A 12,218-nucleotide genomic window follows, 5' to 3' on the forward strand; every position below is an offset into this window, starting at 1 on the left:
ATGCGAAGTATGGCGTTGTCGAGCGGGTGGTTGCCGACTTTCAGGCCATGAAGCGGGATGGAACGGTTTTTGCGGGCCAGAAGATCGCCGACCTCATCACCGTCAACGGTGCGCGCGTTGTCGCGGACGACGGCACCTGGGGACTGGTGCGCGCCTCGTCGAACAAGCCGGAACTGGTCGTGGTCGTCGAAAGCCCGGTGTCGTCGCAGCGTCGACGGGAGATGTTCGAGGCTGTCGACACCGTGCTGCGCCGCAGCCCCGAGGTGGGCGCCTACAACCAGACCTTTTGAATGGTGGTTGAATGACCGAGCGGATTGTCAGTTTTGTCATGAGCGGCGGGGTCGGCTCGCGGTTGTGGCCGCTGTCGCGCGAGGACAATCCCAAGCAGTTCCACGATCTGTCCGGCGACGGCTCGATGCTGGCCAAGACCTTGCGCCGGCTGACGGCCCGGCCGGAAGGCGAAACGCCGATCTTCCTGATTGCCGCGGAGCGCCATGCCGACCGCGTTCACGCCGATCTTGCCGGCCTCGACCTCGCCGGCGGCGGGCCGCTGTTCGAGCCGACCGGGCGCAACACAGCCGCCGCCGTCGCACTGGCGACGCTGCGCACACTGTCCGAGTTCGGCGACAGCCTGGTGCTGGTGGTGCCGTCGGACCATGAGATATCGACCCCGCGCCAGTTCTGGCAGAGCGTCGAAGCCGGCACCGAGGCAGCGCGTAGCGGCCGGCTGGTGGTGTTCGGCATCAGGCCGACACAGCCCGAGACCGGCTACGGCTATATCGAGGTTGCGGCCGAAAGCGGCGGCATCTTCGACGTGTCGCGCTTCGTCGAAAAGCCGGATCTTGCGACTGCGCAAAGCTATCTCAAGGCCGGAAATTTCTACTGGAACACCGGTATCTTCCTTTTTCGCGCCAGCGCCATGCGTGATGCCTTCATAGCGTTCCAGCCGGATATCTGGCAGGCCACCGAAGCAGCGTACAAGGCAGCGACATCGGATTTGTCCGGCCTTTACATGCCGCTAGAACTCTACGCCGCCATTCCGTCGAACTCGATCGACTACGCCATCATGGAGCGGGCAAAAGACATCGCGATGGTGCCGGCCGGCTTCCGCTGGAACGATCTCGGCTCATGGCAGTCGCTGCTCGATGTCGGCCCCGCCGACGACCGGGGCAATGTCATCATCGGCGACGTCGTCGCCATCGATTGCGAGAATTCCTACATTCGCAGTGACGGCCGCCTGCTGTCGGCGATCGGCATGAAGGACATCGCCATCGTTTCGACATCGGATGCCACCTTCGTCGCTCCGGTCAGCCACAGCCAACACGTCAAGAAGATCGTCGAGCAGCTCGAAAAATCGGGTCGCCTGGAAACCAGGTTCACGCCGGCGCATGACCGCGTCATCGAAAGCGGCGCCTGGCGGCGGCGCGTGCATCACTGGCTGTTTCAGGAGACCTTGCCGCTGTGGTCGACATCGGGCGTCGACGAACGCCATGGCGGCTTTCACGAAGCGCTTGGCCTGGACGCTTCGCCGTTGATGAAGCCCAAGCGCATGCGCACCACGGCGAGGCAGGTCTATGCCTTCGCCGTTGCCCGGGCGCGCGGCTGGGACGGTCCGGCCGACCGGCTGATCAGCCACGGCATCGCCTTCATGGCCGGCAAGGGCCGCACCGACAAGGGCGGCTGGGTTCGGACGCTGAATGTTGACGGTTCGGTTGCCGACGCCACCGAGGATGCCTACGATCATTCCTGCGTGCTCCTGGCACTGGCGCATGCGCATATGTCTGGCAATCCCGACGCCTTGCGCCTCGGCGAGGAAACCTTCGCCTTTCTCGATGCGCATCTCGAAGACAGCCGCATGACCGGCTTCCTTGAGACATCGGATGGCAAAGGCGAGCGCCGCTCCAACCCGCATATGCACCTGCTTGAGGCCTTCCTCGCCTGGCACCAGGCGACCGGCGAGCGCGCCCATCTGCGCCGCGCAGCGCGCATCATCGACCTCTTCCGCAGTCATTTCTTCGATCCGGAAAGCTGGACGCTTGGCGAGTATTTCGATGCCGAATGGAAACCATCCGCCGGCGAGAAAGGCTCGTGGACCGAGCCTGGCCACCATTTCGAATGGGCCTCTTTGTTGGTCGATTTCGCCGGGCGCAGCGGCCAGGCCGAGTTGAGCGGCTTTGCCAGGAAACTCTACGCCTCGGCCATCGCCAATGGCCTCAACCGCGCCACCGGGCTTGCCTATGGCGCCGTCTCGCGGCAGGGCCTGCCGCTCGACCTGATATCGCGCAGCTGGCCGCAGGCCGAAGCCGTGAAGGCGGCGATCGCACTGGATGGCTCGGGCGGCCCCGATCTGAAGCCCGAGATCGAAGCGCGCGTCGGCCGGCTGTTCCGCTGGCACATCGACCCGGCGCCGCTCGGCCTGTGGATCGACCGCATCGACGAGCGCGGCCGCTCACTGGCATCGGACGTTCCGGCCAGCATCTTCTATCATCTGGTCTGCGCGCTGACCCAGTATCTGGACAGCACGGCCGACCTGAAGGCGTAAGGGCAGCCTCAGTACGGGCTCGCCACATCCCCGGTCTCGACATAGATCGACTTCAGCTGCGAATAGAGCGCCAGTGCGGCCAGTGAATTCTCACGCCCGATGCCTGACTGTTTGAAGCCGCCGAACGGGATTTCCACCGGCGTCAGATTATACGCGTTGATCCAGCAGGTGCCGGCCTGCAGTTCGGCGATGACGCGGTGGGCGCGCGGCAGGTCGCGCGTGAAGACGCCGGCAGCGAGGCCGAATTCGGTGTCGTTGGCGCGGTCGATCACCTCGTCCTCGCCGTCGAATTTCAACACGCTCATCACTGGTCCGAAAATTTCTTCACGGGCGATGCGCATGCCATCGGTCACGCCGGTGAACACCGTCGGCTCGACGAAGAAGCCGCCCTGAAAGCCCTGCAGCGAAGGCACATTGCCGCCGCAAGCAAGCGTCGCTCCATCCTGCTTGCCGATCTCGATATAGCCGGCCACCTTGTCGTGCTGCGCCTTGGAGACCAGCGGTCCCATCTGGGTTTCGGGATCGAGCGGGTCGCCGATGCGGATTTTCTTGGTCCGCTCTATCAGACGGTCGACAAAGCGGTCGTGGATGCCGCTCTGCACGAAGACGCGCGTGCCGTTGGAGCAGATCTGTCCGGTCGAATAGAAATTGCCGAGCATGGCGCCGCCAATGGCGTTCTCGATGTCGGCATCGTCGAACACGATCAGCGGCGACTTGCCCCCGAGTTCCATCGTCGCGTGCTTCATCTTCGAGCCGGCAAGCGACAGCACCTTGCGGCCGGTCGGCACCGAACCGGTCACCGAGACCTTGGCGACGACATCGTGGCCGACAAGCCCGGCGCCGACATCGCCATAGCCCTGCACAACGTTGAACAAGCCGTCGGGTAGCCCCGCTTCGCTGTAGATCTCGGCCAGTGCCAGCGCCGACAGCGGCGTGTTTTCCGACGGCTTGAACACCATGGCATTGCCCATGGCGAGCGCCGGTGCCGATTTCCAGCCGGCGATCTGGATCGGGTAGTTCCATGCGCCGATGCCGACACAGACGCCGAGCGCTTCGCGCCTTGTGTAGGCGAAGGGTCCGCCGAGATCGACCGACTCGCCGTTGTAGGCGGCAACGGCACCGCCGAAATATTCAAGGCAGTCCGCAGCCGAGGGCGCATCCGCCACCAACGTTTCCTGGATCGCCTTGCCGGTGTCCAGCGTCTCGATGCGAGCGAGGTCGGCGTTGCGGGCGCGTAATATGTCGGCGGCGCGGCGCAGGATGCGCCCGCGCTCGACCGGCTTCAGCCGCGCCCAGGCGGGCTGCGCCGCCCGCGCGGCCTCGACGGCGAGTTCCAGCACGTTCGGCGTTGCCGAACGCAGCATGGCGATGGTCTCGCCGGTTGCCGGATAGATGACCGGCAGCGGGGCGCCGCCTTCGTCCTCGATGTAGCGTCCGTTGACATAGTGCGATGCCGTGGGCTGAGCGCGCATGGAAGTCTCCAGATTGTCTTTCGCGGCATGCGGATCGTGCAGTCACACGATCATGCTCTATCTGTCCGACGCCTGCCAGCGCGGATTGATCCATGGTTCCTGGTTGGACGGCGCCAGCGGCGTGCGGCCAAGGATGTGATCGGATGCCTTCTCGCCGGTCATGATCGACGGCGCATTGAGATTGCCGTTGGTGACGCGCGGGAAGATCGAGGAATCGGCGACCCGCAATCCTTCGACGCCGATGACCCGGCACTCCGGATCGACGACGCTCATCACGTCGTCGGCGCGGCCCATCTTGCAGGTGCCGCAAGGATGGTAGGCGCTCTCCGCGTGATCCCGGATGAAGATGTCGAGATCGTCGTCCGACTGCACGTGGCTGCCCGGCGATATCTCCTTGCCTCGATAGGGATCGAACGCCGACTGGCCGAAGATCTCGCGGGTCAGCCGGATGCAGTGGCGGAACTCCGCCCAGTCGTCTGGATGCGACATGTAGTTGAAGTGGATCATCGGTTTCGATTTCGGGTCCGGCGAGCGCAGCGTCACCGACCCCCGCGACTTCGAGCGCATCGGTCCGACATGCGCCTGGAAGCCGTGCGACTTGGCCGCCGCCTTGCCGTCATAGCGGACTGCCGCGGGGATGAAATGGTACTGGATGTCGGGGTAGTCGACGCCGGCACGCGATCGCACGAAGGCCGCCGCTTCGAAATGGTTGGTGGCGCCTAGCCCGTTCTTGAGGAACAGCCACTGCGCCCCGATGAGCGCTTTCGAGAACGGATTCAGCACCGAATTGAGCGTGATCGGCAGCAATGATTCCTGCTGGATGTAGAGCTCCATATGGTCCTGCAGGTTGCGGCCGACGCCGGGCCTGTCGGCCACCACCGGAATGCCGTTTTCGCGCAGATGCTCGGCCGGACCGATGCCGGACAGCATCAGGATCTTGGGCGAATTGATCGACGATGCGGCGACGATTACCTCACGTCGCGCCTTAACGACCTGAATCTGTTTGTGAGCTTCGATCTCGACGCCGATGGCGCGCTGATTCTCGATGATCACCCGCCGCGCAAAGCCCTTGACCAGACTGACGTTTTTGCGCTTCAGCGCCGGCTTCAGATAGGCTGATGCCGCCGACCATCGGCGGCCGCCGCTGATGGTCTGCTCCATCGGCCCAAAACCTTCCTGCTTGGAACCGTTATAGTCCTCCGTCAGTTCGAACCCGGCCTGGCGGCCAGCCTCGACGAAGGCGCCATAGAGCGGATTTTTACGCGAGCCGCGCTGCACATGCAGCGGCCCGCCGTGCCCGCGCCAGCCATCCTCGCCGCCATCCGAATCCTCCATGCGCTTGAAATAGGGGAGCACGTCGGCGAAGCCCCAGCCGGCCGCACCCTCTTCGGCCCAATGGTCGAAGTCGCGGGCGTGGCCGCGCACATAGACCATGCCGTTGATCGAGGACGAGCCGCCGATAACCTTGCCGCGCGGTGTCGCCAGCACACGGCCGCCGAGATGCGGCTCCGGCTCGCTGGCAAAGCCCCAGTCGTAGAGGCTCATGTTGAGCGGGATCGACAGCGCCGACGGCATCTGGATCAGCGGCCCGATATCGCTGCCGCCGAATTCGATGACGATGACCGAATGCTTGCCGTCTTCCGACAGGCGATAGGCCATGGCCGAGCCGGCCGAGCCGGAGCCGATGATGACGAAATCCGCTTCAAGCATGGTTCATATGCGCCATGAAATCGGCGAGCGAGACATTGCCGCCGGTAGCCACAACAAGGACGGTCTTGTCCTTCACATCCACCTTGCCGCCGAGCAATGCCGCGATCGACGCCGCCCCCGACGGTTCGAGCACCAGCTTCATGCGCTCGAAGGCGATCCGCATCGCGCGCCGCACCGATTGGTCGTCGACGGTGATGCCGTGAACACCCGCCGTCTTGACCGCGGCAAACGGAGCATCGCCCGGCCGTCGCGACATCAAACCGTCGCAGATCGATTTCGGCCCGATCGGCATCGTCTCGATGCTGCCATGCGCCAGCGACGAGCCCATGCCATTGAAACCTTCCGGCTCGACGCCGATGATCTCTGTGGCGGGCGACAGATAATGGAAGGCGAGCGAAACGCCGCCGATCAACCCACCGCCACCGACCGAGCAGAACAAGAGGTCGGCGCTGGCACCTTTGGCTTCGAGTTGGTCAAGCGCTTCGAGGCCGGCGCCCGCCTGGCCGGCGACGATCTCCGGATCGTCGAATGGATGCAGCAGCGCCAGGCCCTCTGTCTCGGCGATCTCGCGCGCCTTGGCGGCGGCGACTTCCTCCCGCGCGCGCTCGCCATGGTCGGTCAGCACGACGCGGGCGCCATAGCCCGCCGTGGCATCACGCTTGGCGGCCGGTGCGTCGATCGGCATGACGATGGTGACGGGAACGCCAAGCGCCTGGCCGGCAGCCGCCAGCCCTTGCGCGAAATTGCCGGAGGAGTAGGCGACGACGCCCTTCTTCGCTTCGTCAACTGAAAGCTGCTTCAGGCGCCAATAGGCGCCGCGCACCTTGAATGAGCCGGCCCATTGCAGCGATTCCGGCTTGATGAAGACGCGGGCGGCGCCGGTCTCGCGGGCTAGTGCCGTCGATTCCAGCAGCGGCGTGATCTGCGTCGCCCTGGAGGTGACGGCATAGGCCTGCTTGAGATGGTCAAGGGAGGGGACGAGAAGGTCTGACATCATTCGCCTCGCGGATACCGTTTGCTCTCTTCGAGATTGTCGAGGTTCATGTGATTGCGCATGTAACGCTCGGACGCCTTTTGCAGGGGTTGGAAATCCCAGGGGTAATAGGCGCCGTTGCGCAGCGCCGGATAGACGACCCAGCGGCGCGCCTGGCTTTCGCGGACAGCGGCGTCGAAGCCGGCCATGTCCCAGCGTGTCTGGACCTTGTCCATGAATGCCGCCACCAGGCCCGCATTGGCCGCGTCGTCGGCCAGATTGTCCCGTTCGAGCGGATCGGCTTCGAGATCGAACAGTTGCGGCGGATCGAGCTCGCAATGGACGAATTTGTATCTGCCGTCGCGGATCGCCACCAAAGGCGCATTGGACCCTTCGGCGGCATACTCCATCAACACCGGCGCGGTGCGCTCGATGCCCTCGGTGAGCGGCAGCAGCGACTGGCCGTCGGTCCACGGCGCGATCGCAGCGATGTCGATGCCGGCGAGATCGCAAAGCGTCGGCGCCACGTCGAGATTGGAGACCGGCGTCTCGATCAGCCCGGCGCGAACGCCCTTGCCGGCAATCATCAGCGGCACCCGCGCCGAACCCTCGAAGAAGCTCATCTTGAACCACAGGCCGCGCTCGCCGAGCATGTCGCCGTGATCCGAGCAGAACAGGATGATTGTGTCGTCCGCCATGCGTGTACGCTCGAGAACGTCCAGGATCTCGCCCAGCTTGTCGTCGACATAGGAGATGTTGGCGAAATAGCCCTGCCGCGAACGACGCACCTGCTCCGGTGTGATCTCGAAAGAGGGATAGTCGCTGGCGTGGTACAGCCGCCGGGAATGCGTATCCTGCTGGTCATACGCGATGAACCCGGTTTCCGGGTCCAGCGCCCGGCAATGCTCATAGAGATCCCAATACTGCTTGCGCGCGACATAGGGATCGTGCGGATGCGACAGCGAGACAGTGAGGCACCAAGGCCGATGGTTCGCATCGTCCTGTTCGCGCGAAAGCTGATAGAGCTTCTGCGTGGCCAGGAACACGACCTCGTCGTCATACTCCATCTGGTTGGTGATCTCGGCGACGCCTGCACCGGTCACCGAGCCCAGATTGTGATACCACCAGTCGATACGCTCGCCGGGCTTGCGGTAATCCGGCGTCCAGCCGAAATCGGCTGGATAAATGTCGGTCGTCAGCCGCTCCTCGAAACCATGCAACTGGTCCGGCCCAACGAAATGCATCTTGCCCGACAGGCAGGTGTAGTAGCCGGCGGCGCGCAAATGATGGGCAAAGGTCGGGATCGATGAGGCGAATTCGGCGGCATTGTCATAGACGCCGGTGCGCGACGGCAATTGCCCGCTCATGAACGAGGCACGGCCCGGCGCGCAGAGCGGCGAGGCCGTGTAGTTGTTGGCAAAGCGCGCCGAACGCGCGGCCAACGCTTTCAGATGCGGTGTATGCAGAAACTCCGCCGGTCCGTCCGGAAACAGGGTTCCGTTGAGCTGGTCGACCATGACGATCAGGAAATTGGTTCGCTTCATTGTCACTGTTTGCGCCGCTCGCCAAGTTTGGTTTCGAGATAGTCCTCGACCAGCGCGATCGCGGTCGCGGCATCGGGCACGCCGTCTTTCAGCGCCCGCCTGATGTAGAGCCCGTCGATCATCGCCGCGGTCGCTTCGGCGGCGCGGTCGGCTTCGGCTCTGGGCAAGATCCCGGTCAGCCCGCTCATCAGGTTCGAGTGCAGCCGCCGCGCGTAGACCTTGAGCAGCCGGCGCAAGGCCGATGATTTCTGCGCCTCGACATAGAAGGCGAGCCAGGCGGCGATGGTTTCCGGCTGGAACTGGATGTCGGAGAAATTGACAGCGACCACCGCCGAGACCCTTTCGCGCGCGCTATTGGCCGAGCCAAGGGCGCGCAACGTATCGGCTGTAAGCTCCGCCAGTATGTGCCGCATCGTCGCCAAGAGCAGCTCGTCCTTGGCACCAAAATAATGATGGGCAAGGGCGGACGACACGCCGGCGCGTCCGGCGATCTCGGACATGGTCACGTCGAGCGAACCGCGCTCGCCGATCGCCGAGATCGTCGCGTCGATCAGCGCCTTGCGGCGCAGCGGTTCCATTCCGATTTTCGGCATCTCGCCATGATCCTTTGAGAGAACAGGATTATTTTTTATTGACGCGTCAATCAACAAAAAAATCGGCCGCGATCTCGGCTGTACCAAGCGATTGTACGCCTCCAGCCCTTCACGAAACCGGCACGATTGTTTATCTTTGAACAATAGATGCGAAATGCGCCGTGAGCCGACATGCCAGGCCGGCGCCAAGGATGGAGACCGCCATGACCGCATGCATCGTCGGATGGACGCATTCGCGCTTCGGCAAGCTTGAGGGCGAAACGCTCGAAAACCTCATCGTCAAGGTGGCAACGGACGCGCTCGACCATGCCGGCATCGGTCCCGACGAGGTCGACGAGATCGTGCTCGGCCACTTCAACGCCGGTTTTTCGGCGCAGGATTTCACCGCCAGTCTGGTGCTTCAGGCCGACGACCGGCTGCGCTTCAAGCCGGCGACGCGTGTCGAGAACGCTTGCGCCACCGGATCGGCGGCGGTCCGCCAAGGCATCCGCGCCATCGACGCGAATGCCGCTCGCATCGTGCTGGTGGTCGGCGCGGAGCAGATGACGACGACGCCGGGGCCGGAGATCGGCAAAAACCTGCTCAAGGCGTCCTATCTGCCCGAGGACGGCGAGACACCCGCGGGTTTCGCCGGCGTCTTCGGCAAGATCGCGCAGGCCTATTTCCAGCGTTATGGCGATCAGTCGGATGCGCTGGCCATGATTGCCGCCAAGAACCACAAGAACGGCGTCGACAATCCCTATGCGCAGATGCGCAAGGATTTCGGCTATGAGTTCTGCCGCCAAGAGAGCGAGAAGAACCCCTTCGTTGCCGGTCCTCTGAAGCGCACCGACTGCTCGCTGGTCTCCGACGGCGCCGCCGCCCTTATCCTTGCCGACACCGCCACGGCACTGAAGATGCGCCGTGCCGTTGCCTTCCGCGCCAACGAACATGTGCAGGATTTCCTGCCGATGTCGAAGCGCGACATTCTGACCTTCGAAGGCTGCGAGCAGGCCTGGAACCGGGCGCTGAAATCGGCCGGCGTGACGCTCGACGATCTGTCCTTCGTCGAAACGCATGACTGCTTCACCATTGCCGAACTGATCGAGTACGAGGCGATGGGCCTTGCCAAGCCGGGAGAGGGGGCGAAGCTGGCGTTGGACGGCACAACGGCCAAGGATGGTCGCCTGCCGGTCAATCCGTCCGGCGGGCTGAAGGCCAAGGGCCATCCGATCGGCGCCACTGGCGTGTCCATGCATGTCTTGACCGCCATGCAGCTTGTCGGTGAGGCCAGCGGCATCCAGGTGCCGGGCGCAAAACTGGGCGGCATCTTCAATATGGGCGGTGCGGCGGTCGCCAACTACGTTTCCATTCTCGACCGGATCAGATAAACCGCCCGCATTTGCGGGAGGTGACATGACAAATCCGGTTCTGATCGAAGTCTTGCGCGGCGCGATCGTCGAGAGCGCGCATCGCGGCTCAGTCGCGGTCTTCGATGGCGACGGCAAGCCCGTGTGGGAGATCGGCGATACGGCCAAGCCGGTGTTTCCGCGCTCGGCGGTCAAGGCGATCCAGGCCTTGCCGTTGGTCGAAAGCGGGGCGGCGGATGCCTATGGTTTCGGCAACCGCGAACTGGCGCTCGCCTGCGCCTCCCACTCGGGCGAGCCGGCACATGTCGACCTTGCGCGATCCATGCTGGCCAAGGCTGGGCTGGACGGATCGGCGCTCGAATGCGGCACGCATTGGCCATCCAATCATGACGCCGAGATTGCGCTCGCCCGCGCCGGCGGCTCGCCGAACGCCTTGCACAACAATTGTTCCGGCAAACATTCCGGCTTCCTCTGCACCTGCGTCCACGCCGGCATTGCGCATCGCGGCTATGTCAAGCCGGGACACGGCCTGCAGGACATGGTGCGCGACGCCATGCAGTCGGTGACGGGCGCTGTCCATGGTGAGGACCAGCGTGCCATCGACGGCTGTTCGATCCCGACCTACGCGGTGCCGCTCAGGAGCTTCGCGCTCGGCTTTGCCCGCATGGCCACGACATCAGGTTTTGGCCCAGAGCGAGCCAAGGCTGCAAAGCGGCTGCTTTCCGCCTGCATGGCCGAGCCCTTCTTCGTTTCCGGCAGCGGCCGCGAAGACGTCGCGTTGATGGAGGCCGCACCAGGGCGGATTTTCACGAAGGGCGGCGCCGAAGGCGTCCATTGTGCCGCAATTCCGGAACTTGGCCTCGGCATCGCACTCAAATGCGATGATGGCGCCGGCCGCGCCGGCGAAGCCATGGTTGCCGCCGTCCTTGCCAAACTGTTGCGTGCCGACGAGGCCTTGGCGGCGAAGCTGCTCGAATTGGCAAACACGCCCATCGAAAATCGCAACGGTGCCAAAGTCGGAGCGCTGAGGCCGACGGCAACTCTCAAGTGACGTGATTGCGCTCGACGGTCAGATGCGCGTAGCCGCTACCGTTTGACGAGGCGAGATCGCCTGTCGCGGGCTCCGCCCAGCGCTGGCCGACAACCGCACCGTTCAGCGCGCCGTCGATGACATTGTCTGAAATGACGGCCGTACCGGCGCCCTCGACCACGGATACGACGATCCCGGTTCCTGCCTTGCGGATGATGTTGCCGGTGGCGACGACATTGCGCAGGTACGGGCCCCAGCCGATCTGCATGCCATAGAGTGGCGCGTTCTCGATGACATTGTTGGAAACGGTGGTGTCGGCCTCAACGCCGATGCCGACGCCAAATCCCGGCGAGTCGGCGGGGTAGGGGCCGCTGGTCGACAGATTGCGCACGATGTTGCCGGAACAGACGCCCATGCGGCCGCCTTCGTTGAAATTGACGATCGAGATGCCGTTGGCGGCGCCGTCGACGATGTTGTTGCTGATGATGGCGCCTTCGAACGAGAACTCGGAATAGATCGCCGTTTCGCCAGAGCGCGAGCAGGTGTTGCCCGATATCTGCAGGTTGCTGGCGCTGTTGGCGCGGATGGCCGAGAAGGCGCAGTCCGAGACGATGTTGCCCGAGATGACGACATTGCCGGCGCGAAAGGCATTGATGCCGTTGCCGTTCTGCCCGGTTCCGCCGCTGCGTGCCTGGATCCCTTGGACGCGGTTGCCGGTGACCATGGTGCCGTCTTCGGCCACCTGCCAGCGGTGTACGAGGATGCCGCCATTGGCGCAGTCGGAAACGGTGTTGCCCGTGATGGCCAGCCCGCCGGCTTCGACCGAATAGATGCCGGCATCGGCGGCGCCCGATATCTCACAGCGCTCGATCCGGCCGATCGCGTGTTCCAGCGCCAGCCCGTTCTTGCCGCTGCCGGTGATCTGGCAATTGTCGATGGCGAGGTGCGCGACACGGCGAAGATCGAGCAGCCCTTGCGTGTAATCGCCCATCGCACGGTTCGCAC

General features: G+C 64.1%; 9 protein-coding genes and 1 pseudogene. 4 read left to right on the forward strand and 6 right to left on the reverse strand.

Features of this window, described 5'->3' with window-relative positions; genetic code table 11:
- A pseudogene (locus EN994_RS04445) lies at nucleotides 1-290 on the forward strand (phosphomannomutase/phosphoglucomutase); the annotation flags it as partial.
- A gap of 11 nt (nucleotides 291-301) precedes the next feature.
- The gene (locus EN994_RS04450; RefSeq protein ID WP_013532683.1) at nucleotides 302-2,542 is read left to right on the forward strand and encodes a mannose-1-phosphate guanylyltransferase/mannose-6-phosphate isomerase; all 2,241 of its coding nucleotides are present in this window, start codon (nucleotides 302-304) and stop codon (nucleotides 2,540-2,542) included.
- 8 nt (nucleotides 2,543-2,550) lie between these two features.
- On the opposite strand, the gene betB is transcribed toward EN994_RS04450, so the two are convergent.
- The 5 genes from betB to betI are packed head-to-tail and all read right to left on the reverse strand — an operon-like array spanning nucleotide 2,551 to nucleotide 8,834.
- Nucleotides 2,551-4,014 (reverse strand): betaine-aldehyde dehydrogenase, encoded by a 1,464-nt coding sequence (gene betB / locus EN994_RS04455; RefSeq protein WP_013532682.1) that lies wholly within the window; start codon nucleotides 4,012-4,014, stop codon nucleotides 2,551-2,553.
- A 57-nt stretch (nucleotides 4,015-4,071) separates the two neighbouring features.
- Entirely contained in the window at nucleotides 4,072-5,724 is a 1,653-nt protein-coding gene (gene betA / locus EN994_RS04460) for a choline dehydrogenase (RefSeq protein ID WP_013532681.1), read from the reverse strand.
- Nucleotides 5,717-6,721: a threonine/serine dehydratase gene (locus EN994_RS04465; RefSeq protein ID WP_063167695.1), complete on the reverse strand. Its 1,005-nt coding sequence runs from the start codon at nucleotides 6,719-6,721 to the stop codon at nucleotides 5,717-5,719. Before EN994_RS04465 ends, betA begins: the two co-directional genes overlap by 8 nt.
- Nucleotides 6,718-8,247 carry a choline-sulfatase gene (gene betC, locus EN994_RS04470; RefSeq protein ID WP_063167696.1) on the reverse strand — a complete coding sequence of 510 codons (1,530 nt, stop codon included), beginning with the start codon at nucleotides 8,245-8,247 and terminating at the stop codon, nucleotides 6,718-6,720. Before betC ends, EN994_RS04465 begins: the two co-directional genes overlap by 4 nt.
- Nucleotides 8,244-8,834, reverse strand: a complete 591-nt coding sequence (gene betI, locus EN994_RS04475) for a transcriptional regulator BetI (RefSeq protein ID WP_013532678.1) — start codon at nucleotides 8,832-8,834, stop codon at nucleotides 8,244-8,246. The genes betC and betI overlap by 4 nt, the downstream gene beginning before the upstream one ends.
- 203 nt (nucleotides 8,835-9,037) lie before the next feature.
- Here betI and EN994_RS04480 point away from each other — a divergent pair, with 203 nt between their 5' ends.
- Nucleotides 9,038-10,204 (forward strand): acetyl-CoA acetyltransferase, encoded by a 1,167-nt coding sequence (locus EN994_RS04480; RefSeq protein WP_013532677.1) that lies wholly within the window; start codon nucleotides 9,038-9,040, stop codon nucleotides 10,202-10,204.
- A gap of 25 nt (nucleotides 10,205-10,229) precedes the next feature.
- Nucleotides 10,230-11,234: an asparaginase gene (locus EN994_RS04485; protein WP_013532676.1), complete on the forward strand. Its 1,005-nt coding sequence runs from the start codon at nucleotides 10,230-10,232 to the stop codon at nucleotides 11,232-11,234.
- Here the strand turns inward: EN994_RS04485 and EN994_RS04490 are convergent.
- A partial coding sequence (locus tag EN994_RS04490; protein ID WP_127307410.1) for a TIGR03808 family TAT-translocated repetitive protein occupies nucleotides 11,227-12,218 on the reverse strand: 992 nt, incomplete at its 5' end. The two genes, EN994_RS04485 and EN994_RS04490, sit on opposite strands and share 8 nt — an antisense overlap.

The sequence above is a fragment of the Mesorhizobium sp. M7A.F.Ca.CA.002.09.1.1 genome, assembly GCF_003998555.1.
Taxonomy (GTDB): Bacteria; Pseudomonadota; Alphaproteobacteria; order Rhizobiales; family Rhizobiaceae; genus Mesorhizobium; species Mesorhizobium ciceri.

What these genes read in the sequence shown, in the direction of transcription:
- EN994_RS04465 (WP_063167695.1), bottom strand. Translation starts at nt 6,721, where the DNA reads ATGATGTCAGACCTTCTCGTCCCCTCCCTTGACCATCTCAAGCAGGCC.
- EN994_RS04450 (WP_013532683.1), top strand. Translation starts at nt 302, where the DNA reads ATGACCGAGCGGATTGTCAGTTTTGTCATGAGCGGCGGGGTCGGCTCG.
- EN994_RS04480 (WP_013532677.1), top strand. Translation starts at nt 9,038, where the DNA reads ATGACCGCATGCATCGTCGGATGGACGCATTCGCGCTTCGGCAAGCTT.
- EN994_RS04485 (WP_013532676.1), top strand. Translation starts at nt 10,230, where the DNA reads ATGACAAATCCGGTTCTGATCGAAGTCTTGCGCGGCGCGATCGTCGAG.
- betI (WP_013532678.1), bottom strand. Translation starts at nt 8,834, where the DNA reads ATGCCGAAAATCGGAATGGAACCGCTGCGCCGCAAGGCGCTGATCGAC.
- betB (WP_013532682.1), bottom strand. Translation starts at nt 4,014, where the DNA reads ATGCGCGCTCAGCCCACGGCATCGCACTATGTCAACGGACGCTACATC.
- betA (WP_013532681.1), bottom strand. Translation starts at nt 5,724, where the DNA reads ATGCTTGAAGCGGATTTCGTCATCATCGGCTCCGGCTCGGCCGGCTCG.